The organism is Streptomyces sp. NPDC017056, assembly GCF_044332485.1.
Taxonomy (GTDB): Bacteria; Actinomycetota; Actinomycetes; order Streptomycetales; family Streptomycetaceae; genus Streptomyces.
Window position 1 is genome coordinate 77,104 of record NZ_JBIRPD010000005.1, and the last position, 22,236, is coordinate 99,339.

Consider the following 22,236-nt stretch of genomic DNA (forward strand, 5'->3'; position numbering starts at 1 on the left):
ACAGCTAGGCACTGTTTCTCGGATCATGTGCGGAGCCAGATGATGAGGGCTGCGAGGGTGACGGTGCCGAGGCAGATGTAGGCGCGTTTCTCGTAGCGGGTGGCGACACCGCGGAAGCCTTTCAGGCGGTTGATGGCGCGTTCGACGGTGTTGTGTTTCTTGTAGCGCTCTGCGTCGAAGCCGGTGGGCCGGCCGCCTCGGGAGCCTCGGTTGAGGCGGTGTCTGCGCTGGTCGACCCGTTCGGGAATGGTGTGCCGGATGCCACGTCGTCGCAGGTAGCGGCGGTTTCTTCGAGAGGTGTAGGCCTGTCGGCCAGGACGTGGTCAGGCCGGGTTCGGGGGTGCCCCACTGTGGTGCGGGGCACGGACACCTGCTCCGGTACCCGCTCGAGCTGGGGACCGTCACCGTGGTGTCCGGGGGTCAGGACGAGGGCGAGCGGCCGGCATCGTCCGTCGGCGGCGAGGTGGATTGTGGTGGTGAAGCCACCTCGGGAGCGTCCCAAACACTCGCCGAGCTGACCACCTCCACCAGCCGGACGGCCAGCTTCGACAGGACCGGATCGACCTGGTTCGCCCCCCACCCGTCCGCCTTTTGGCCATCCACGGCGGGCGGAGCCTTCCTCGCGCCGGCGGCGTGCTGGTGCGCTCGCACCGCGGTGGAGTCCACCGATACGTCCCAGTCGACCCGGCCGGCCGCGTCCTCGGCGGCCTGGACCTTCGACAGCAGCATCTTCCACGTCCCGTCCGCCGACCAGCGGCGATGACGCTTGTAGACCGTCTCCCACGGCCCGAACCGCTCCGGCAGGTCCCGCCACTACACCCCCGTCCGCACCCGGTACAGCACCCCGTTGACCACCCGCCGGTGATCACTCCACCGGCCCCCGCGCGCACCGCCACGAGGCAGGAACGATTCCAACCGGCCCCACTCCGCGTTCGTCAGGTCTCCGCGTCCCATGCATACAGCCTGGCCCCAACACCTCACTCCCGTCAGGAGATCCGAGAAACAGTGCCTAGGAGGCTCGGATATCGCGGCGTACGGCGTCGAGGTAGTCGGTGATGGCTTGGTGGTTCTTGGTGAGACATTCGATTTTTTCGGCCATGCGATCGCGTTCGCGTTCGAGCGTTGCGACCATGTCTGGCGTGACGTAGGGCATGTGGATCGTGCGGGGGGTGTTCAGGCAGGGCAGGATCTGCTTGATGATCCGTGTGGGCAGCCCTGCGTCGAGCAGGCCTCGTACCTGGAGAACCCGGTCAACGACGTACTCCTCATAGTCCCGGTATCCGTTGGGCAGTCGATCTGACGCGATCAGTCCCTGCTCCTCGTAGTAGCGCAGCAACCTCACCGGAGTCCGCGTGTGCGCCGACAACTCACCGATCCGCATATCCCTCTCCTCGCCCTCTGTGGCTGGCGTCGTGTGACTCAGCGGACACCGATTTGACCCTCACACTAATGTCACCCTTCGATCATGAGGCCATGACACAAACACAGGCTGTGCCATCTCCCTCGATAACGAACGCCCGGCTCCCACTGGCGGGGCTTCTGGCCTTGGCCGCCACCGGGTTCATTACGCTCCTGACCGAGACGATGCCCGCCGGACTGCTTCCCGGGATGAGCCGAGACCTGGGTGTGAGCGAGAGCGCTGCCGGGCAGAGCGTCACCGTCTTCGCGATCGGGGCGATCCTCGCCGCGATCCCGCTCACCAAGGCGACGATCGGCTGGCCGCGCCGACACTTACTGCTGGTGGCGATCGCAGGATTCGCGATCGCCAACACCGTCACCGCGCTCTCCGAGAGCTTCGCACTTACGCTGGCCGCCCGGTGCCTCGGTGGCATCGTCGGCGGGTTGCTCTGGGCGCTGTTGGCCGGGTACGCGGTACGGATGGTTCCCTCACATCAGCGCGGCAAGGCAATGGCGATCGCGATGGGGGGCGCAATCGTTGCCCTGTCCGTCGGAGTTCCTGCTGCGGCGTTTCTGGCCAAGCTCGTCGAGTGGCGATACGCGTTCGGGATCATGACCGTCCTCACGCTCGCGTTGATCGTGTGGGTCGTCGCGGCGGTGCCGAACTTCCCCGGACAGCCCAAGGGCTCACGGCTCCCGCTCACCCGTACCTTCCGCATTCCCGGCGTAGCGCCCGTGCTCTTCGTGACCCTCACGTTCGTGCTCGCCCACAGCATCCTCTACACCTACATCGCCCCGTTCCTCCAGCCGCTCGGCATGGCAGGTCAAGTCGACGCCGTGCTGCTCACCTTCGGTCTGGTGTCGCTGGTGAGCATCTGGATCGCCGGAGCGCTCGTCCATCGGCACCTGCGCCTCCTCATGATCCTCGCGTGTGTGCTCTTCGCGACATGCGCGCTGCTGCTCGGCATCTTCTCCGGCGTGCCTTCGCTCGTCTACGCCAGCGCAGCGCTCTGGGGGCTCGCGTTCGGCGGCACCTCTACCCTGTTGCAGACCGCAGTCGCCGAAGCAGCAGGCGACGCCGGCGATGTCGCCCAAGCACTCCTCACCACCGGATGGAACGTCGGAATCGCCGGTGGTGGCATCATCGGAGGCCTCGTCCTCAGCGGATTGGATGCATCCTGGCTGAGTTGGGTCACGCTCGCACTGCTCGTCCCTGCACTCGCCACTGTGCTCGCGGCACACAAATACGGGTTCACCAAGGGAGAGCTCGGCAGCCGCTAAACCACCGCTGCCCCTGACTGAGACCCGGGAGCAAAACCCAGTGGATCGCTCATGGGTCCGGCGATCCGTACTCACGGAAAGGAATCTTTGAAATCGACCTCATTGATTGGATGTCTTCTGCCACGGCACTGCGGACACCACGGCGTTGTTTAGCCGGTCCGCGTAGATCCGGTACGCCTTGCGCTCGGCCAGGGACGCGCCGTTGGCGCCGAGTGTCGCCGCTGCGGCGAGCAGCGTGTGGTGCAGATCGGGCAGGGCGGTGACGTGCAAGCTGCAGCCCTGCGCACGCGGCACACCTCGCGTCCCGTGCGCAGGGTCTAGTGGCATCGGATTCGACACTGCGTTTCCGCGAATCAGACACACACCCAGGTCACCCAGTCACTCGAAACGAACCGGCTCCACCCGGGGTGGCCGGGGGGCTGCCGGCTTTGGCGGGTGCGGGCGCCAGGACGCGAACGACGCGCACGCTCGCACCCTGCGCCCGCTCGTTGGCCACCATGATCAGCTTCGGTGCGCTCCAGCGCAGCTTCGTAGCAGAAAAGGGTGGCCGCCTCAGGCGTCCCGGGCTGTGCGGATGACCTCGTTCAAGGTCTCTCGGGAGCGGTGCAGATCGGCGATCATGCGGTCGATCCGGTCGCGTTCGGCGGTCAGGTCCTGCACCAGGCGCGGGGTGGCGATCGCGGCGGGTCCGCCATCCCGGTCGCGCATGCAGGGCAGCAGCTGTCGGATCTTCTCGCTGTGCAGCCCGGCCGCGTACAGCTCCTGAATGCGGATGACCCGGTCGACGGCCGCCTGCGGGTAGTCGCGGTGGCCGCCGGGGGTGCGCTCGGCGGTGAGCAGCGCCTGGTCCTCGTAGTAGCGCAGCGACCGCTCGCTCACGCCGGTGCGCCGGGCCAGTTCGCCGATCCGCATGTCCGCCTCCGCCAGTAAGAGAGCTTGAACTTCACACCAGTGTCAAGTTTTACCGTACCGGCATGACGCGGACAACAGACTTCCTCTCCCCCGCCCGGCTCGGCCGGCTCACCCTCCCCAACCACCTGGTGATGGCCCCGCTGACCCGGAACCGCGCGGAGGCCGACGGCACCCCGACGGACCTGATGGTCACCCACTACGCACAGCGTGCCTCGGCCGGATTGATCATCGCCGAGGGCTCGACGCCCAACCCGGTCGGACAGACATACCCGGACATCACCGCGATCCACACCGACCGGCACGCAGCCGGCTGGCGGCGGGTCACCGACGCGGTGCGGGCGGCCGGCGGACGAATGTTCCTGCAGCTCCAGCACGGGGGCCGGGTCAGCCACCCGGCGACCACCGGCCTCACCCCCCTCGCCCCCTCCCCCGTCCCGCTGCCGGAGACGATCTTCACATCACAGGGCCACCGGCAGGCCGCCGTCCCGCGCGCGATGACGATGGACGACATCCGAGCCACGATCGCCGACTTCGCCGCCGCCGCACACCGCGCCGTCGACGCGGGCTTCGAGGGCGTGGAGGTGCACTCGGCCAACGGGATGCTGCTACATCAGTTCCTCGCGGACAACACCAACCGCCGCACCGACGGCTACGGCGGCTCGGTCGGGCGGCGGGTGCGGTTCATGGCGGAGGTGACCGAGGCGGTGGCCGACGCGATCGGCGCGGACCGGGTGGGCGTCCGCATCTCCCCCGCGAGCACGGTCAACGGAGTCCTGGAGGAGGACACCGACGGCCTTTACGCCCACGTCCTGGACCGCCTGAAGGGGCTGGACCTCGCCTATCTGCACCTGGTGCGTTCCGACCCGGTGACCGGCTGGTACCGGCGGATTCGTGCCGACTGGCCCGGCGTCCTGATCGGCAACCCAGACCTGACCGACCTGTCCACGCAGGCCGTCGCCCGGGCCACGCGGGACATGCTGACCGCCGGCGCCGACCTGGTGGCGCTCGGCCGGCCCTTCCTCGCCAACCCGGACCTGGTTGCCCGACTGCGCTTTGAGGCGCCGCTCAACCCGGTCCGGGACCGGTACTTCATGTACGTGGGCGGGGCCGCCGGCTACAACGACTACCCTGCCCTGGCGATCCAGTCGGAGCCGCCATCCAACGCCTTGACGGCCTTGCCCACGTCGTAGCGGGGTGCCGGGCGGGAGTCATTCGCTCCGGCTCGGCCGGCTTCTCTTAGGGGCGGCGCGGGTCGACGGCCAGGGGCCGGACGAGCCGCAACTGGGTGCGGGCGATGACCAGGAGCCAGGTCCACAAAGGAATGCGGCACGTGAAGAAGGCGCCCCGGAATCGGATCGTTATGCTGCCGGTACGGTCCGCGGTGTGCCCGTCCTGGCGCGCAGGCTTGTGCCGTAGCGGCGCAGGAGCAGGACGGCGGTGGTGGCGAGGCCGGTGAGGAGGCCGAGCCAGATGCCGAGGGTGTGGAGCCCGGCGGCGTAGCCCAGGAGCCAGGCGGCGGGCAGGCCCACGGCCCAGTAGCCGACGAGGGTGATGCGGAAGCCGCTTTTGGTGTCGTCGAGTCCGCGCAGGAGGCCGATGCCGATGTTCTGGGCGCAGTCGAAGAACTGCAACACCATGACGACCAGGAGCAGGTGGGTGGCGATCGACACGGCTTCGGCGTCCCGGGGGCCGCTGGTGTCGAAGAAGGGGCTGAGGACCAGCCGCGGCAGTGTCGCGTAGCCGGTGGCGACGACGGCCATGACGGCGCCGGCGCAGGCCAGGGCGGTGTTCTTGATGCGCAGGGCCGTGTCGGTGCGGCCCAGGGCGAGTTCGCGGCTGACGTTGATGGACGCGGCGTGCGAGAGGCCGACGGCTACCTGGAAGACGATGTAGACGAGTTGGTTGACGGCGGTGTGCGCGGCCAGCGCGGCGCTGCCGAACGAGCCGGCCATCAGGGCGGTGACGGAGAAGAAGCCGGCCTCGGAGCCGTAGGTGGCGGCTATGGGTATGCCGAGCCCGGCGAGGCGGCGGGCCGTGGCGCGGTCGGCCTTGGCGATGTTGAGGCTGAGCAGGGGGCCGAGCACGCGGTCCCGTTTGGCGGAGGCGTACAGGGCCAGGAACGAGAGGCAGTAGACGAGGGTGGTGGCCACGCCGACACCGGGCAGACCCAGTTCAGGCATTCCCCAAGTACCGTGTATCAGCGCCCAGTTGAGGCACGCGTTGACGGCGACGGAGGCGATGGTGATCCGCAGCAGTGCCTGCGGCCGCCGCATACCCACCGTGAACTGGCGGACGACCTGGAACCACAGGCAAGGCAGCAGCCCCGGCGCGAGGGCGAGGAGCATCGTCTGCGCACGGCCGACGACGTCCGCGTCCTGGCCGAGCCGGCCGAGAACCTGGCCGATCAGGAGCATGAGGGCGGCGCCCAGCAGGCCGGAGAGGGTGGCGACGGCCAGCGCGGCGCGGACGATCGTACGGACCTCCGCGCCGCCGTCCCCGCTGCCGCCGTCCCCGCCGTCGGCGTCCGGCCGCCGCGCGGCGTCTTCCGCGCGCGCCGCGGCGGCGGCCACCTGGTTGCCGACGGAGGTGACGAGGCCGACGCCCATGGTGCGCAGCTGGTTGAAGATGACGATGGCCAGCCCGCCCGCCGCGAGGTCGGCCGTGCCGAGCATGCCCATCATGACGGTGTCAGTGGTCGTCAGGGCCACCTGCGCGAGCTGGGTGAGGACGAGGGGGACGGCGAGGGCGGCCAGGGCACGGCTGTCGCGGAGGAGGGTGGTCACCTGCATGGCGGGGCTCACATCCTGCGGAGTTTGGTGAGCGTCTCGTCGATCTCGCGTTCCCGTGCGCGGTCGACGAGGTCGCGGGCGTGCATCCAGTCGTCGTTGAAGACGGTGTCCAGGTACTTCTCCCCGCCGTCGTTGACCAGCGCCACCATGGTGCTGCCGGGTGGCAGGCCGGGCAGCCGGGCCAGCGCCTCGTGGACGACACCGCCGGCGGAGCCGCCGATGAGGAGTCCGGTGGCGCGGGCGACGGCGCGGGCGGTGGCGAAGGCTTCGACGTCGCCGACCTTTACGCCGTGGTCGATCAGGCCGAAGTCGACGAGGGCGCCGATCGCGGCGCCCTCGGGGGTGCCGGTGCCGGACTGGTAGTAGTCGTGGGCGGGGCCGCCGAAGGCGATGGAGCCCTTGGGTTCGACGCCGACCGTGGTGCAGCCGGGGGCGAGGGTGCGCAGTTCGCGGGTGGTGCCGCAGAGGGCGCCGCCGGTGCCCACCGCGCCGATCAGCACGTCGATCTTCCCGTCGAGGGCCTGGTGGAGTTCGTGGGCCACGGGGAAGTAGCCGACGCCGTTGCTGGGGTTGTTGTGCTGCTCGGTGAAGACGGTGTTGTCCCGGCCGCGGGCCAGTTCCGCGGCCAGTTCCTCGCGCGCCGCGGTGGCCAGTTCCCCGGTGCCGTCGTCGGCGGCGTAGACGAGTTCGGCGCCGAGGGCCCGCATGGCGCGCAGCTTGTCGGCGCAGGCGTGGTGGTCGACGACGGCGGTGAAGGTGTAGCCGCGTTCCGCGGCGATGACGGCGAGGCCCAGGCCGGTGTTGCCTGAGGTGGACTCGACGATGCGGCCGCCGGGCCGCAGTGCGCCGCGTGCTTCGGCGTCCAGGACCATCTGCCGGGCCATGCGGATCTTCGCGGTGCCGGTGGGGTTGTACATCTCCAGCTTGAGCAGCAGGCGGCTGCCGGTTTCGGTGCGGCCCAGCTCGAACAGCGGGGTGTACCCGATGAGTTCGGATATCCGGGAAACCACGGCGGGGCGCGCGAGAGCCTCGTTCACGGGAGTGCTCCTGGGCAGATCGGAGGGGTTGGTCGGAGGGGTTGGTCGGAGGGGTTGGTCGCAAAGGCTGGCCGTGCGGGGCGGCCGCGCCGCAGGGGCTCAGCAGGCGGGATGCCGGTCGAGCCGCCAGCGCGGGCGGTCGCCCAGCCGGTCCACGACGACCTTGGGCGGCAGCGGCAGGTCGTGGAACGAGGACTCGTTGGAGTCCATCTGGTACCCGGCGGTGTTCGGGTAGACCAGCAGGTCGCCGATGCGCGGCCGGGCGGGGAACGGGACCTTGCGCCAGGTGAGCAGGTCCGGCTCCAGGCAGGACGCGCCGCCCACGCACGCCGGGTGGGCCTCCGCGCCGCCCCTGGCCCGCCCCGCCGCGGTGACCAGGTACGGGTCCGGCAGGTATTCGCTGTTGAACCACTGCTCGGACAGGCTGAGGCTGGTGCCGTCGACCGTGAGGATGCGGTAGCCGTCGCGTTCCTTGACGCCCTGGACGCAGAAGACGGACGCGCCGGCGCCGTCCAGCAGCGCCCGCCCCGGCTCCGTCATCAGCATCGTTCCGGTCTCTTTGAGCAGGCCGGCCAGGCTGGTACGGGCGCCCTCGGGGACGGTGTCAAGGATGGCGCGCAGGGCGTCGGCGCCGGCGACGGGCGAGTGGTACGGGTAGAAGCCGTCCGGCTCGAACGTCTTGTGCGCGTGGTAGTGCTCGGGGCGCTGCCCGTCGAGGAACGTGTGCCAGTGGCCGGCGCTGCTGTAGTCGACGGCGAAGCCGCCGCCGATGCTGATCCGGTCGGCGCGCAGGCCCAGTTCACGTGCCCGCAGGCAGTGGGCGACGAGTTCCCCCGCGAGGTCGGCGCGCGGCCGGGTGGCGTAGCCGGACAGGTGGAAGCTGAAGCCCTCCATCCGTACCGCGTCCCCGGCGCGTACGCACCGGTCCAGGGCGGTCGCCACCTCGGCTGCGGTCAGCCCGAAGCGGCTGTGCGGCTGTGCGGGCGGCAGGCGGCGCAGCAGCAGGCGGGCCGGGCGTGCGGTGCCTGTCAGGGCGAGCGTGACGAGCAGGTCGAGTTCGTCGAGGGAGTCGACGGCGACCAGGCAGCCTTGGTGGGCGGCCAGCCGTAGCAGTTCGGTGCTCTTGGCCGGTCCTGTGACGACGATGTCCGCACCGCGTACGCCGTGTCCGAGGGCCGCGCGCAGCTCCGGGGCGCTGGCGGTGTCCACGCCCGCGTGGTGCGCGGCGCAGCGTTCCATCCAGACCGCGGCCTTGTTGGCCTTCTTGGCGTAGTACACCTGCCCGGTCACTCCGGCGTCGTCGAGCACGGCGCGGAACGCGGTGAGGTTGGTGTCGAATCGGTGCGGCAGCAGGAAGTGGAAGGGGCCGCCGAAGGCGTAGGACAGTTCGTGCAGCAGGCCGCTGTCCATGACCCGGTCGGTGTCCGGGTCGGTGTGGGCGGGCAGCGTCGGCACGTTGGCGGGGTGCGGGCCGGTCACTGCCACAGCTGCACCCGCGTTCCCCGTCCTTCGGCGAGCGCGAGCTGCGCGAAGCGGTGACCGAGGGCGATGTCGGTGACGACCAGTCCGCTGTTGTACGCGAAGATTCGTTCCTGCCCGGTGCCGCGGCCGGTCGCGGTACCGGCGATCACGGCGGGCAGCTCCGCGTCCACGCCGGGCAGGCGGCCCTGTTCGTCGGCCATGTCGGTGCCGGTGACCCGCATCTGCGCTTCGCTGGTGGCCACGACGCGGTCGGCGCGGTGCAGGGTGGAGGGCGCCAGCCCGTGGCCGACGAGCACGGACAGCGCGCCGGACCCGAGCCAGTCGGCTTCGACGGCCGCCGGGGTGTGGCCGCCCGCGGTCGCGAGGAGGATGTCGGCGTCGCCCGCCGCGGCCCGCAGGTCGGTGACGAGCTCCACGTCCCGGTCGGGGAAGTGGGTGCGCAGCTCTCGCCGTACCGCCGCGATGCCGTCGGGGTGCGTGCCGGACAGCATCAGGCGGTCCAGGTCCGGCAGGGTCGTCAGCAGGAACGGCAGGGCCAGGCGGCCTTGGGTGCCGGTGCCGATGACCAGGGCGCTGCGGGCACCGGGCGGGGCGCATTCGCGGGCCAGCAGGGCGGAGACTGCGGGGGTGCGCAGTGAGCCGATGCGGCCGCAGTCCATCATGGCGACCGGCAGGCCGGTGACGTCGTCGTAGAGCGTCAGCGTCGTGTAGTAGTGCTGCTCCCCGCGGTCCTTGTCCAGGCCGTGCTTGTACGACGTCTTGACGGCGACGACGTCGCGGGAGCCGTCCCGGCCGAGCATCGCGTACGCGACGGAGTGCCCGTCGGCGGGTTTGACGGTGAGTTTGCGCGGGTTGTCGGAGCGGCCCGCGGCCAGGGTGCGGTAGGCGCCCTCCACGGTGGCGACCACGTCGGCGAGGCCGACGCGGAGGCCGGCGAGGTCGCTGGTGGACAGGATGCGCAGGCTCTTGTCGTCGGCGGGTATGGAGCGGGTGTTGTCGGCCACGGTGCTGTCGGTCATGTCCGTCCTCGGGGAGATGCGGGTGGTCAGACGGCGTGTGCTTCGATGGCGGCCTGACCGTAACCGTGCTCGGATGCCTCGGCCAGGGGGCGTGTACGGCGCGCGGGGACACGGACGGAAGCACGCTTGAGCCAGCGGTCGGTGCCGTCGTAGCGGGCGCGGAAGGGGACCCTGCCGTGTACGACGAGGTCGTTGTCGATGACGAGGACTTCGCCCGGATCGAGGCTGACGGCGACGGAGACGCGGGCGAGTTCGTCCTCCAGGCGCCGGTAGGCGGCCCGGTGGGCGGGCGTGGCGTCGCCGAGCGGGGTGTAGGCGGGGTCGAAGCGGAGCGTCAGGCCGTCCTCGGAGCGGAAGAGGGTGGGGACCGCGGGCGGGCGTCCGCCGTCGAAGTGCCGGGCCTCGGTGTACGCGTCGTCGGGCAGGATCGGCAGCAGCGGGCGGCTCAGCAGGGCGATGTCGGCGTCGTCGAGCCGTACGTTGCGGATGCCGGCCGCGGTGGTGGCGATGCGGTCGTGGTTGCGCATGCAGCTGAGCATGAGCAGGTGGGCGCGGCCGGGGTGGAAGGCGTCCTCGGTGTGCGGGCTGAGCAGCACCGCGCTGCTGGCGCCGGTCTGTTCGGCCTCGTGGCCGGGGGCCGGGACGATGTTGTGCACGAAGCGGCCGTCCTGCTGGCCTTTCCAGGCGATGGGGGTGCCCATGACGGTGGCGAGCAGCAGCAGGACGATGTCGTGGACGGCGCCGCTGTCGCCGGCGGTGGCCCAGCCTGCGGGGGTGGGGCCCAGTTCGGTGTCGTCGACGTCCAGGCCGCGCAGGACGAACAGGCCGTCGTCGGTGTCGACGGGGCGGAGCCGGTGGCGGACGGCCGCGCCCAGTCCGGCGGCGGACTCCGCGACCCGGCCGAGAAGGTGTGGCGCGGCCGCCGGGGTGCCGGCGGCGCCGAGGATCCGCTCGGCGGTCCGGCGCAGTTCGGCGGCGTCTGCGGGGTCGAGTCGGCGGACGGGTGCGGCTCCCGTGGTCATGTCGAGGCAGTCCGTTTCCGTTGAGGGGTGAGGAATCGGGTCCGGTGCGCCGCCGCGCGGGCTGGGCGCGGGGCGCTCGACGGCGCGGCCACGGGGCGGAGTTGGTTCCGTACCGTTTCCGGAGTCCAGCGGACGGTAACGACGCTACCCATCCAACTTAGGTTAGGCAAACCTCACTTTTCTTTGTCGCGCCTGCCCGCTTTCACCCAACTCCGGTCCACTAACGCCCAGTTGACACCCACCAATAGGCGCACTCGAAGGCGAGCGCCCTTGCGTAGGCGCTCGTCGTTAGGGTAGGCAACCCTAAGTGACCGAACGAACCAAGCGAGGCAGCGTGGACTTCAACAGGCGCCAAATGCTGTGGGCCGGCGGCGGTTTGGGCGCGGCCGCCCTGCTCGCCGCGTGCGGCGGCGGCAACGGCACGACGCCCGCCGGCGGCGGCTCCCCGCGGCAGGGCGGCACCCTGCGCATCGGCGCCTTGGGACGCACCTCCGCGATCACCCGCGACCCGCACGGCACCCAGGGCAACGAGAGCGACTACCTCGTCATCGCCCTGGTCTACGACACGCTGACCGCGCCGGGCGGCAAGGTGAACACCGTCGGCCGCCTCGCCTCCGCCTTCACCCCCTCGAAGGACCTCAAGACCTGGCGCTTCACCCTCGCCGACCACGCCGCCTTCCACGACGGCACCCCCGTCACCGCCGACGACGTGGTCTGGTCGCTGCGCCGGCTGCGCGGCACCCCGTCCGGAGCGGCCCGCCTGCCCGGCGTCACGGCGGACCACATCACCGCCGACGGCAAGAAGACCGTCGTCCTGGTCTCCGACTACGCCAACGCCGAACTGCCCATGCTGACGCGGCTGTCGACCTTCGTCCTCAAGAAGGACACCGCCGCCAAGGACATACCCAAGGCCCCTGGAACGGGCCCCTTCAAGCTGGACTGGTACCGCGGCGGCAACGCCCGGCTCCTGCGCAACGAGCACTGGCACGGCGGCACCGTCCACCTCGACGCCGTCGAAGTCACCATGTTCCAGAGCCCGCAGGCGATGGCCAACGCGATGCTGTCCGGGCAGCTCGACGTGGCCTCCAACGTCGGCGCGGTCGCCGCGCGCACCGCCGCGACGCGCAAGGACATCCAGGTCGTCCGGCGCCCCGACGACATGGCCATGCCCCTGGTGATGCGCACCTCCGGCGGCCCGTTCGCCGACCCGAGGGTCCGCGAGGCGATGAAGCTGGTCGTCGACCGCGAGGCGATGGTCAAGCAGGTCCTGTCCGGGTACGGGAGCGTCGCCAACGACATCCTGGGCACCGGCGACCCCGCGTACGCCACGGACATCCCGCAGCGCACGCGCGACCTGCCGCGGGCCAAACAGCTGCTCACCGAGGCGCGGTTCGACTTCTCCAAGACGTACCAGCTGGTCACCACCGAGGACGTGGCCGGGCTCGCCGAGTCCGCCACCCTGTTCGCCTCCCAGGCGCGCGAGGCGGGCGTCAAGATCGAGGTCGTCAAGCAGGAGTCCGGCGCCTTCTACCAGAAGACCTGGCTCAAGGGCGATTTCTACACCAACTACTGGGGCACCAACGACTCCGTGGTCTTCTTCGCGTCCAAGACCCTGACCACCGGGGCCGGGCAGAACGAGGCCGGCTGGTCGGACCAGGCATTCGACGCCGCGTACCGCAAGGTCATGGCCACCGCCGACCGCGCGGCCCGCGCCACGGCCCTGCGCGAACTCCAGCGCATCGAGCACGAACGGTCCGGCTACCTGCTGTGGGGCATGGCGGACGGCATCGACCTGGCCGCGCCCAAGGTGCACGGCCTGCCGAAGCTGCCCGGCTACGGGCGCGTCCAGCTCGAACACGTCTGGCTCGCCCCGTGACGGAGACCGGTATACGGCCCGCCGAGGCCGCCACCCGGCCCGCCTCGGCCGCGCGCCGCGCCGGCTCGCTCGCCGCGCGGACCGCGGCCGTACTGGCCAAACGCGCGCTGCTGCTGGTGGTGCTCCTCGCGGTGGTGTTCGCCGCGATCGAGCTGCTGCCGGGCGACGCGGCCACCGCCACCTCCGAACGCGGCGAGGGAGCCGCCGGTGTCGCCGCCCGGCGGCACCTGCTCGGCCTGGACCGGCCGGTGTGGGAGCGCTTCCGGGACTGGATCACCGCGTTGCCCACCGGCGACCTGGGCACCTCGGCCCGCGGCGAGCGCGTCACCGACCTGCTCGCCGCCCCGCTGCCCAACACCGTCCTGCTGGGCAGCACCGCGTTCGTCCTGACCGTGCTCGCCTCGCTCGCCCTCGGCACCTGGGCCGCCGCGCGCCCGAAGGGCCTCGTGGACCGGGTGGTGGACCTGACCTCCACCGCCGCCTTCGCGCTGCCCGAATTCGTGGTGTCCGTGGGCCTGTTGCTGGCACTGTCCCTGTGGACGGGCTGGCTGCCCGCCGCCACCGTCACCAGCGCCGGCGGCACCCCCGCCGACTGGACGATGCTGGTGATGCCGGTGCTGGCCCTGACCGTTCCGCAGACCGGCTGGAACACCCGGATCGTCCGCGCCGCCCTCGCCGACCAGGCCGCGACCCCGCACGTGGCGGCGGCCCGCCTGGACGGCCTGCCCACCCGGCAGGTCCTGCTCCGGCACGCCCTGCCCGGCGCCTGGCCCGCCATCGCCACCGGCGTCGCCACCTCCACCGGCATGCTGCTCGGCGGCACCGTCGTGGTGGAGACCCTGTTCAACTACCCGGGTATCGGCACCGTGCTGGCCGGGGCCGTCGCCGACCGCGACACCCCGGTCATCGCCGCCGTCGTCGCCTGCTCGGCCGCCCTGATCACCGTCGTCCTCCTGCTGGCCGACCTGGTCCGCGCCCGCACCCTGGGAGCCCGCCCATGAGCACCGCAGCGGAAACCGTACGGCCGCGCCCGCGCCGCCCACGGCCCCGCGTCCTGGCCCCCGCCGCGCCCGCCGCCCTGCTGGTCCTGGTGGCGCTGGCAGGCCCGCTGCTCGCCCCGCACCCGGTCGACAAGCCGGTCACCGCCCCGTACGGAGCGGCCGGCACGGACACCGTGCTGGGCGGGGACCAGCTCGGCCGGGACGTCCTCAGCCGCCTGCTGCACGGCGGGTCCGCGCTGATCGGCAGCGCGCTCGTGGTGGCCCTCGTGGTCACCTTCCTGGCGGCCCTGCTCGGCTGCTTCGCCGTCCTCAGCCCGCGGCTGGGACGCCTGGTCGAACGGGCCGCGGACACCGCGATCCTGCTGCCCCCGGTGCTGGGCATCATGCTCGTCGCCCTGGCCTGGCCGGACGGCGGCCGTCTCGCGGTCAGCGCGGCAGCCGTCGCCCTGGGGATCCCGTACGCCGTGCGGATCGTCGCCGGCGCCGCGGCCCCGATCGCCGCCACCGGGTTCGTCGAAGCGGCCGCCGCGAGCGGCGAACGCCTGGAGCACCTGGCGCTGCGCGAGATCCTGCCCAACCTGCGCGCCACCGTCCTCGCCCTGTTCGGCCTGCGCTTCGTCGACGCGGTGTACGTCATCTCCATGGCCGGCTTCCTCCAGCTCGGCCCCCGGCCGCCCGAAGCCGACTGGGCCCTGATGATCCGCGAGAACGGGCCCGGCATCCTCCTCAACCCGTGGTCGGTCGTCGCGCCCGGCCTCGCCATCGGCCTGCTCGCCATCGGCGTCAACCTCGCCGCCAACGCGCTCGCCCCCGCCAACGCCCGCAGGGCCGCCCTGCGATGACCGTCCCCGGCCGCCCCGCGCCCGCGCGCCCGCCCCTCCAGGACCTTCCCTTGGCCATGACCGAATCCGCGCCGCCCGTCACGGTCACCGACCTCGAAATCGGCCTCGGCACCGGGCCCGTACTCCTGCGCCGTACCAGCCTCGGCCTGCGGCGCGGCCGGATCACCGCCCTCACGGGACCGTCCGGCGCCGGCAAGACGACGCTCCTGCGCGCCCTCGTCGGAGACCTCCCCCAGGGGGCGCAGGTCACCTCCGGCAGCATCGACGTCCTCGGCCACGACGTGCTCGCCCTGGCCCCCGCCGCACTGCGCACGCTGCGCCGCCGGCATGTCGCCTACGTCGGCCAGGACCCGGGCTCCGCCCTCAACCCCCGGATGACGGCCCGGCGCCTGATCGCCGAACTGGCCGCCGATCCCTCGCCGGAGGCCGTCGAGCGGGTGATGGCCGAATGCCACCTGCCCGGCGCCCTCGCCCACCACCGCCCGGGGGCGCTGTCCGGCGGACAGCAGCGCCGGCTCGCGCTGGCCCGCGCCCTGGCCCGCCGCCCCGAGGTGCTGTTGCTGGACGAGCCCACCGCCGGGCTCGACTCCGCCCTGCGGGACGACATCACCGCGCTCCTGCGCCACCTCGCGGCCGAGAACGGCATCGCCGTCGTCCTGGCCTGCCACGACCCGCAGGTCGTCGAGACGTGTGCGGACTCGGTCGTCACGCTCGCCGCGCCCGCAAGCGGAACCAAGCACACCCCGCGCGCCACCCAGACCCGGCCGCCCCGCCAGGCCACCGCCCCCGAAGGGCTGCGGGCCGAGAACCTGCACGTCGCCTTCACGCACCGCGGGCACACCCACCAGGCCCTGGAAGCGGCGGACTTCCACGCGCCCACCGGCTCCGCCACCGGCATCATCGGCCCCTCCGGGTCCGGCAAGACCACCCTCCTGCGGACGCTCGCCGGGCTCCAGGTCCCCCAGGCCGGCACCCTGACCTGGAACGGCCGCCCGCTGCCCGCGCAGGTCCGCAAGCGCAGCCGCGACCAGCAACGGCGTATCCAACTCGTCCCGCAGAACCCCCTCGGCGCCCTCAACCCCTCCCGCACCATCGGCGCCACCCTCACCCGCCCCCTCCGGCTGCACCGCGTCGTCGGCACACCGGAGATGCCCGCCCGGGTCCGCGGCCTGCTCGACGACGTCGGCCTGCCCGCCGGCTTCGCCCACCGCTACCCCCACGAACTCTCCGGCGGCCAGCGCCAGCGCGCCTCCATCGCCCGCGCCCTGGCCACCGAACCGGACCTCCTCCTGTGCGACGAGGTCACCTCCGCCCTCGACCCGGCGACCGCCACCGCGGTCCTGGACCTCCTCACCCGCCTGCGCGAAGAACGCCGGCTCACGCTCGTCCTCGTCAGCCACGAACTCGCCCTGGTCACCACCTACACGGACACGGTCCACCTCCTGCAAGCCGGGCGCGTCGTCCGGCAGGAGGCAGACCGCGAGGGCGCCGCCTCCCCTTGAAAGCCCGCCTTTCAGGGCCGAACGGCGGGGCGAAGGGCCCCTTCGGCCCGTCCCCGGGCGCTCCCTGTCGGCGGAAACTGAGGGCATGGGGGGAACCCCGGCGTCGGGGAGGCGCCGGAGGTGCGCAGGAAGCGGAGGTGGAGCGGTGAGGACGATGACCGGACGGCTCGGCGCGCTGTCGGCGGAGCACCGCGAACGGCTGATGACGCTGGCCCGGGAGGTCTCTTTCCCGGCCGGACAGCGGATCTTCGAGGAGGAACGGAAGGCCGACCGCTTCTGGATCATCCGTACCGGCGCCGTGCAGCTCGACATCCGGGTGCCGGGCCGCCGGGCCGCGGTGGTCGAGACGCTGCACCCCGGAGACCTGCTGGGCTGGTCCTGGCTCTTCCCGCCGTACGCCTGGCAGCTCGGCGCGGAGACCCTGAGCCCGGTGCGGGCCTGGGAGTTCGACGCGCGGGACGTGCACGCGCTGTGCCAGGAGGACCCCGTGCTGGGGCACGCGCTGGTGCTGATGTACGCCGAGGTGATCGGCGAGCGGCTGCGGTGCGCGCGTACCCGGCTGCTCGACCTGTTCGGGCCGTACGGGAGCGGGGGGCGCTGACCACCCGTGTCCGGACCCTGGTGGGCGCCCGGGGTCCGGACACGGGTTGCGACTGCCGGGGCCGCCGGTCCCTCACACCGCCGGCCCCGGCTCCGGCACGACGCATGTGTGGTGCACGGGCCCGCGATGGACAACTCTGGGGGCAGGAGCCCGCGCTGAAGGAGTCCGTGATGCAGGAGCCCGTGACGCAGGAGACCAGCCCCCGCACCGTCGGGGACGTGATGACCCGCACCGTGATCAGCATCGGCCGCGCCGCCCCGTTCAAGGAGATCGTGCGGACCATGGAGCAGTGGAAGATCAGCGCGCTGCCCGTGGTCGAGGGCGAGGGGCGGGTGGTCGGCGTGGTGTCCGAGGCGGATCTGCTGCCGAAGGAGGAGTTCCGCGACCACACGCCCTCGCGCATCGAGCAGATGCGCGTCCTGGACGCCCTGATCAAGTCCGGTGGCGTCACGGCCGACGAGCTGATGACGGCGCCCGCCGTCACCGTGCACGCGAACGCCACGCTCGCCCAGGCCGCCCGCACCATGGCCTGGTACCGGATCAAGCGGATGCCGGTGGTGGACGACTACGGCCGGCTGGAAGGCGTCGTCAGCCGCAGCGACCTGCTCAAGGTGTTCCTCAGGGAGGACGACGACATCGCCGAGGAGGTGCGCCGTACGGTCGTCGGGCAGCTCTTCGGCGGCCGGTCGCCGGAGCCGACCGTGCGGGTGGCGCAGGGCATCGTCACGCTCGCCGGCATCATCGGCGACACCTCGCTCATCCCGGTCGCGGCCCGTCTGACGCGCGCGGTCGAGGGCGTCGTCGATGTCGACATGCAGCTCAGGGGCGGCACCTGAGAGGCCGTGAAATGCGCATGAACCGCACGGGAATTGCGTGAGCAACCGTGGCGCGCGGCGGGAATGCGGTTAAGATCCCGGCATGGTCACGGCCCGGTCGCCCTTCGGTGTGCAGCGGTCCCGCCCTTCGGCGAGCCCGTTCTGCGCGCTGTGGCTGGCCGTTCTGCTGCTCGGTCTGATGTACACGCACGCGCTGAGCGCGTGGAGTGTGGTGGGGCACGGCCCCGCGAACGCGGCGACGGCCATGGCCGTCGCCCATTTCCCTTCCGGCGGCGGGGAGATGTCCGTACCGGCCGCCGATGCGCGCGTGGACACGGTACGGCCGGCCGAGCGGCACCACGACCGGGAGCTGCCGCATCCGGCCGGTGAGTGTGTGTCCGGTCAGCCGCAGCAGGGGCCCGCGGTGGCGGCGCCGTGCCCGGCGCCGCTCGACCGGGCGCCGACCGCCTCGGCCTTGACCGGGAACGGGGCGGGACGGGCCTTGCCCGCGTCCGGGGCCTTTTCACCAGGGAACGCCGAGCAGGCGGCGGTCCTGCGCATTTAGCGGCCCGGCGGTTCTCCCCTGGACTGCGTCTTCGTGACGCCCGCCGGCTCCGTGGTGCTTTCTCCGTTCCGGGGACCGGTGTGTCCAGTCGTCAGCGTCCGGTCCCCCACGCGCGGAGGCTTCGTGCCGTTCTCCCCTGGCAGGCCCACTCCCCTTCCCCTGACGCGCCGCGCACGCCGTCCGGCCGTGTTCCTGCTGGCCGTGCTGCTGTTCGCCGCCTTCGACTGCGGCGCCCTGTTCCACTTGGCGGAGCAGTCCCACAGCCCGCCTTCCGCCGTGTCCGCGCAAACGGCCGGTACGACTGCGAGGGCACCGGCCGGCGAGCTGCACGCCGCCGACATCTGTTCCGCGGCCGGTCTGGGCCGGCTGCCCCAGCGGGCGCCCGAACCGCCGCCCCGTACGGCCGTCGAGCCCGTCGCGGACACCGGTCTTGACACGGCCGGCTCCCCCACGCCCCGGAGCGGCGGCCCGCCGGGGGCACCGCTGTTCCGGGCCGGCCGGGACACGCTCACCTCGATCTGCCGGTGGCGGGTCTAGAAGCGGCCTCCGCAGCCGGCGGTCCCCGGCTGCCGCGCGCTGTCCCCGGGCGGCCTTCTCCCGGACAGACGGCGTGCGAGACGAGCGTCCCCTCGCCACCTTCGACCGAGAGCGAAACGATGCACTCTCCGACCACCAGCGTCCACGCGCCCGCGCACGCCTCCCTCTCCCGACTCGTCGGCAACACCCCCGTCCTGCACATCTCCGAGCCCTTCGCCCCGGACGGACGGGGTTTCTGGGCCAAGCTGGAAGGCTTCAACCCGGGCGGCATCAAGGACCGCCCCGGCCTCCACATGGTCGAACGGGCCCGGGCCCGCGGCGACCTGCGGCCGGGCGGCACCGTCGTCGAGTCGACCAGCGGCACGCTGGGCCTGGGGCTCGCCCTGGCCGGCATGGCGTACGGCCACCCCGTCACCCTCGTCACCGACCCGGGCCTGGAACCGTCCATGACCCGGCTGCTCACCGTCTACGGCGCCCAGGTCGACATCGTCACCGAGCCGCACCCGACCGGCGCCTGGCAGCAGGCCCGCCGCGACCGGGTGCGCCAGTTGCTGGCCGAGCGCCCCGGCTCCTGGTGCCCCGACCAGTACGGCAACCCCGACAACGTCGCCGCCTACACCCCGCTCGCCCTCGAACTGGCCGCCCAGCTCGGCCACATCGACGTGCTGGTGTGCAGCGTCGGCACCGGCGGGCACTCGGCCGGCGTCTCCCGGGTGCTGCGCCAGCTCTTCCCCGGACTGCGGCTGATCGGGGTGGACACCGTCGGTTCGACCATCTTCGGCCAGCCGGCCCGCGCCCGGCTGATGCGGGGCCTGGGCTCCAGCATCCATCCGCGCAACGTCGCCTACGAGCACTTCGGCGAGGTGCACTGGGTGGCGCCGGCCGAGGCGGTGTGGGCCTGCCGCCGCCTGGCGGCCTCGCACTACGCCACCGGCGGCTGGAGCGTCGGCGCGGTCGCCCTCGTGGCCGGCTGGGCGGCCCGTACGCTCCCGGCGCACACCCGGATCGCTGCGGTCTTCCCGGACGGTCCGCAGCGCTACCTGGAGACCGTGTACGACGACGCGTACGGCGAGGAACACGGCCTGCTGGGCGTCGTACCGGCCCCCGAACCCGACGTGCTGGAGCGGCCCGACGAGAAGGAAGCCCTGCGCTGGACGCGTTGCACCCAGGTGACCGATCCGCTCGCCGCGGCGGCCCAGGGCCCGGCGGCCGTGGAGGGGGCCAGGTGAAGGGCACCCTGGCGCGGGTGCGCTCGTACGACCGCAGCGTGCAGCTGCTCATGGTGAACCAGTTCACCATCAACCTCGGCTTCTACATGCTGATGCCGTACCTGGCCGCGCACCTGTCGGGCACGCTCGGCCTGGCCGGCTGGGTCGTCGGACTCGTCATGGGCGTACGGAACTTCAGCCAGCAGGGCATGTTCCTGATCGGCGGCACGCTGGCCGACCGCCTCGGGTACAAGCCGATGATCGTCGCCGGGTGCGTCCTGCGCACCCTGGGCTTCGCGACCCTGGCCCTGGTCGACTCGCTCCCCGCACTGCTCGCCGCCTCCGCGGCGACGGGCTTCGCGGGGGCGCTGTTCAACCCCGCCGTACGGGCCTACCTGGCCGCGGACGCGGGCGAGCGCAGGGTCGAGGCGTTCGCCCTGTTCAACGTCTTCTATCAGGCGGGCATTCTGCTCGGCCCGCTGGTGGGCATGGTGCTGACCGGCGTGGACTTCCGTATCACCTGTCTCGTGGCGGCCGCGGTCTTCGCGCTGCTGAGCGCCGTGCAGCTCCGGTCGCTCCCGGCGCGCCGCGGTGCGGCGGAGCGGCGCGGGAACGTGCTGGCCCAGTGGCGGGGCGTGCTCGCCAACCGGCCGTTCCTGCTCTTCTCCGCGGCCATGATCGGCTCGTATGTGCTCTCCTTCCAGGTCTACCTGGCGCTGCCGCTGGAGGTCCGGCGGGTGGCCGGCGAAGGGGAGTCCGGCACGGTCGCCGTCGCGCTGCTCTTCGCGGTGTCCGGGCTGAGCACGATCCTGGGCCAGACCAGGGTGACGGCCTGGTGCGCGCGCCGGAAGGACCCGGCGCGGGCGCTCGTGCTGGGGCTGCTGGTCATGGCTGCCGCCTTCGTACCGCTGCTGGCCGCGACCGCGCTGCCGGTGGCGGACGGCGGTCCGGGGCGGTGGGCGGTGGCCACCGTGCCGCCCGCGCTGGCCGCCTTCCTCCTGGCGCTCGGCACCATGATCGCCTATCCGTACGAGATGGACACCATCGTGCGGCTGTCCGGGGACCGGCTCGTCGCCACGCACTACGGCCTCTACAACACCGTCTGCGGCATCGGCATCACGCTGGGAAACCTGCTGACCGGCGCGGCACTTGACGCCGCCCGGACGGCGGGGGTGCCGGCCTTGCCGTGGCTCGTGCTGAGCGCCCTGGGTCTGGCCTGCGCGGCGTCGCTGTACGCGCTGCGCAGGTACGGCCACCTGGCGCCGGCCGCGCCCGCGGCACAGCCGGTCACCGCCTGACCGGCGCACCGGCCCGGAGGGGCGGGCGGCACCCGGCCGCCCGCCCCTTGCCCCGGCCGGTCAACCGGGCGGGCGGACACCTCATCAATTCGCGGCCGAATTCCGCGCGATGCGCTCCGAAATGCGGGCCGGCGTCGGTAATGCGGACGTAGACCGACACGCACGCGGGCGTAAAGCCCGTAGTGCACGGAGACCGAGGTGGGCGAATCATGCATGCTGCCGTACGACTTTTGCGCCGCCGTATCGCGCTGGCCGGCGTTGTCGCCGCCGGAGCGCTGGCGCTTGCCGCCTGCGGCCACGGCGACGGAAAGCAGGAAAAGGAAGCGGGTACGGGAAGCGGTGCTTCCGCTGCGGCTTCCCGAGGCGGTTCGCAGGCACCGGCGGACGGCGCCTTCAACGACGCGGACGTGACGTTCGCGCAGCGGATGATTCCGCACCACCGGCAGGCGGTGGAAATGTCGGAGCCCGCCGCCGAACGCGCCTCGGACACGGAGGTGAAGCAGCTGGCCGCCTCCATCGTGAAGGCCCAGAACGCGGAGATCGCCACCATGCGGTCCTGGCTCTCGTCCTGGCACAAGCCGGAATCCCCCCGGGCCGACCAGGGCGAGCAGCCTTCCGTCTCGCCCGAACACAGCCGGCACGGCATGGACCCGGGTATGGCCGGCTCGGGCAGCCCGGGCATGGCGGGCATGATGTCCGACGAGGACATGGCCGGCCTGAGGTCCGCGCGGGGCGGTGCCTTCGACAAGAAATTCACCGAGATGATGATCGAGCATCACGAGGGCGCGGTCGAGATGGCCGAAAAGGAACTGAAGGAGGGCCGCAACGCGGACGCGAAGCGGCTCGCCGACGCGATCGCCTCGAACCAGTCGGCGGAGGTGGCGAAGCTCAAGCAGGTGCTCGGTCGGCTCTGACCCGCCGGACCGCCTGGTCCCCTGCCGGGCGGGCCCGGCGAAGACCCGCCGGCGGGGGCGCGCCAGCCGCTTTCCAGACATCACACGGTGTTCATCGAAAATACACCTTCACACTGAAACCAATTGTTAGCTTACCG

21 protein-coding genes and 1 pseudogene are annotated in these 22,236 nt (G+C 72.1%); 13 read left to right on the forward strand and 9 right to left on the reverse strand.

The window, feature by feature from the left end; all coding sequences use genetic code 11:
* Positions 1 to 23 precede the first annotated feature (23 nt).
* Together ACH4OW_RS11085 and ACH4OW_RS11090 are read right to left on the reverse strand one after the other, a co-directional pair.
* A pseudogene (locus ACH4OW_RS11085) lies at positions 24 to 954 on the reverse strand (IS5 family transposase).
* A 55-nt stretch (positions 955 to 1,009) separates the two neighbouring features.
* A complete protein-coding gene (locus ACH4OW_RS11090) occupies positions 1,010 to 1,381 on the reverse strand; it encodes a MerR family transcriptional regulator (RefSeq protein WP_398026777.1) in 372 nt (123 codons plus the stop codon).
* 92 nt (positions 1,382 to 1,473) lie between these two features.
* On the opposite strand from ACH4OW_RS11090, the gene ACH4OW_RS11095 reads away from it, so the two are divergent.
* Positions 1,474 to 2,679 (forward strand): MFS transporter, encoded by a 1,206-nt coding sequence (locus ACH4OW_RS11095; protein ID WP_398026778.1) that lies wholly within the window; start codon positions 1,474 to 1,476, stop codon positions 2,677 to 2,679.
* 99 nt (positions 2,680 to 2,778) lie between these two features.
* Here the strand turns inward: ACH4OW_RS11095 and ACH4OW_RS11100 are convergent, their stop codons facing one another.
* Both ACH4OW_RS11100 and ACH4OW_RS11105 read right to left on the reverse strand, forming a co-directional pair.
* Positions 2,779 to 2,949, reverse strand: a complete 171-nt coding sequence (locus tag ACH4OW_RS11100; protein WP_398026780.1) for a hypothetical protein — start codon at positions 2,947 to 2,949, stop codon at positions 2,779 to 2,781.
* 282 nt (positions 2,950 to 3,231) lie between these two features.
* Positions 3,232 to 3,591, reverse strand: coding sequence for a MerR family transcriptional regulator (locus ACH4OW_RS11105; RefSeq protein WP_360132419.1), 360 nt, complete (start codon positions 3,589 to 3,591; stop codon positions 3,232 to 3,234).
* A 62-nt stretch (positions 3,592 to 3,653) separates the two neighbouring features.
* On the opposite strand from ACH4OW_RS11105, the gene ACH4OW_RS11110 reads away from it, so the two are divergent.
* Positions 3,654 to 4,781, forward strand: coding sequence for an alkene reductase (locus ACH4OW_RS11110; protein ID WP_398026782.1), 1,128 nt, complete (start codon positions 3,654 to 3,656; stop codon positions 4,779 to 4,781).
* Positions 4,782 to 4,949: 168 nt separating this feature from the next.
* Here ACH4OW_RS11110 and ACH4OW_RS11115 read toward each other — a convergent pair whose 3' ends face one another.
* From ACH4OW_RS11115 to ACH4OW_RS11135, 5 genes are all read right to left on the reverse strand, one after another.
* A complete protein-coding gene (locus tag ACH4OW_RS11115; protein WP_398026784.1) occupies positions 4,950 to 6,380 on the reverse strand; it encodes an MATE family efflux transporter in 1,431 nt (476 codons plus the stop codon).
* An 8-nt stretch (positions 6,381 to 6,388) separates the two neighbouring features.
* Positions 6,389 to 7,417 (reverse strand): cysteine synthase family protein, encoded by a 1,029-nt coding sequence (locus tag ACH4OW_RS11120; protein WP_398026786.1) that lies wholly within the window; start codon positions 7,415 to 7,417, stop codon positions 6,389 to 6,391.
* Positions 7,418 to 7,516: 99 nt separating this feature from the next.
* Positions 7,517 to 8,902, reverse strand: coding sequence for a Y4yA family PLP-dependent enzyme (locus tag ACH4OW_RS11125; RefSeq protein WP_398026788.1), 1,386 nt, complete (start codon positions 8,900 to 8,902; stop codon positions 7,517 to 7,519).
* The gene (locus ACH4OW_RS11130) at positions 8,893 to 9,918 is read right to left on the reverse strand and encodes an ornithine cyclodeaminase family protein (RefSeq protein WP_398026790.1); all 1,026 of its coding nucleotides are present in this window, start codon (positions 9,916 to 9,918) and stop codon (positions 8,893 to 8,895) included. The genes ACH4OW_RS11125 and ACH4OW_RS11130 overlap by 10 nt, the downstream gene beginning before the upstream one ends.
* Positions 9,919 to 9,944: 26 nt before the next feature.
* Positions 9,945 to 10,940 carry a TauD/TfdA family dioxygenase gene (locus ACH4OW_RS11135; protein WP_398026792.1) on the reverse strand — a complete coding sequence of 332 codons (996 nt, stop codon included), beginning with the start codon at positions 10,938 to 10,940 and terminating at the stop codon, positions 9,945 to 9,947.
* Positions 10,941 to 11,295: 355 nt separating this feature from the next.
* Here ACH4OW_RS11135 and ACH4OW_RS11140 point away from each other — a divergent pair, with 355 nt between their 5' ends.
* From ACH4OW_RS11140 to ACH4OW_RS11190, 11 genes are all read left to right on the forward strand, one after another.
* Positions 11,296 to 12,816 carry an ABC transporter substrate-binding protein gene (locus tag ACH4OW_RS11140; RefSeq protein ID WP_398027210.1) on the forward strand — a complete coding sequence of 507 codons (1,521 nt, stop codon included), beginning with the start codon at positions 11,296 to 11,298 and terminating at the stop codon, positions 12,814 to 12,816.
* Positions 12,813 to 13,817, forward strand: a complete 1,005-nt coding sequence (locus ACH4OW_RS11145; protein ID WP_398026794.1) for an ABC transporter permease — start codon at positions 12,813 to 12,815, stop codon at positions 13,815 to 13,817. Before ACH4OW_RS11140 ends, ACH4OW_RS11145 begins: the two co-directional genes overlap by 4 nt.
* Entirely contained in the window at positions 13,814 to 14,659 is an 846-nt protein-coding gene (locus ACH4OW_RS11150) for an ABC transporter permease (RefSeq protein WP_398026796.1), read from the forward strand. The genes ACH4OW_RS11145 and ACH4OW_RS11150 overlap by 4 nt, the downstream gene beginning before the upstream one ends.
* A 56-nt stretch (positions 14,660 to 14,715) precedes the next feature.
* Positions 14,716 to 16,161, forward strand: coding sequence for an ABC transporter ATP-binding protein (locus tag ACH4OW_RS11155; protein ID WP_398026798.1), 1,446 nt, complete (start codon positions 14,716 to 14,718; stop codon positions 16,159 to 16,161).
* Between the two features lie 154 nt (positions 16,162 to 16,315).
* Entirely contained in the window at positions 16,316 to 16,762 is a 447-nt protein-coding gene (locus ACH4OW_RS11160) for a cyclic nucleotide-binding domain-containing protein (protein WP_398027212.1), read from the forward strand.
* Between the two features lie 170 nt (positions 16,763 to 16,932).
* On the forward strand, positions 16,933 to 17,598 hold the full coding sequence (locus tag ACH4OW_RS11165; RefSeq protein WP_360132394.1) for a CBS domain-containing protein: 666 nt from the start codon (positions 16,933 to 16,935) through the stop codon (positions 17,596 to 17,598).
* An 82-nt stretch (positions 17,599 to 17,680) separates the two neighbouring features.
* Positions 17,681 to 18,142 carry a hypothetical protein gene (locus tag ACH4OW_RS11170; protein WP_398026801.1) on the forward strand — a complete coding sequence of 154 codons (462 nt, stop codon included), beginning with the start codon at positions 17,681 to 17,683 and terminating at the stop codon, positions 18,140 to 18,142.
* 186 nt (positions 18,143 to 18,328) lie between these two features.
* Positions 18,329 to 18,679: a hypothetical protein gene (locus ACH4OW_RS11175; protein ID WP_398026803.1), complete on the forward strand. Its 351-nt coding sequence runs from the start codon at positions 18,329 to 18,331 to the stop codon at positions 18,677 to 18,679.
* A gap of 119 nt (positions 18,680 to 18,798) precedes the next feature.
* Complete coding sequence (locus tag ACH4OW_RS11180) at positions 18,799 to 19,908, forward strand: PLP-dependent cysteine synthase family protein (RefSeq protein WP_398026805.1); 1,110 nt, start codon at positions 18,799 to 18,801, stop codon at positions 19,906 to 19,908.
* Positions 19,905 to 21,185, forward strand: coding sequence for an MDR family MFS transporter (locus ACH4OW_RS11185; protein WP_398026807.1), 1,281 nt, complete (start codon positions 19,905 to 19,907; stop codon positions 21,183 to 21,185). Before ACH4OW_RS11180 ends, ACH4OW_RS11185 begins: the two co-directional genes overlap by 4 nt.
* A gap of 209 nt (positions 21,186 to 21,394) precedes the next feature.
* Positions 21,395 to 22,099 carry a DUF305 domain-containing protein gene (locus ACH4OW_RS11190; RefSeq protein ID WP_398026809.1) on the forward strand — a complete coding sequence of 235 codons (705 nt, stop codon included), beginning with the start codon at positions 21,395 to 21,397 and terminating at the stop codon, positions 22,097 to 22,099.
* Positions 22,100 to 22,236: the final 137 nt, after the last annotated feature.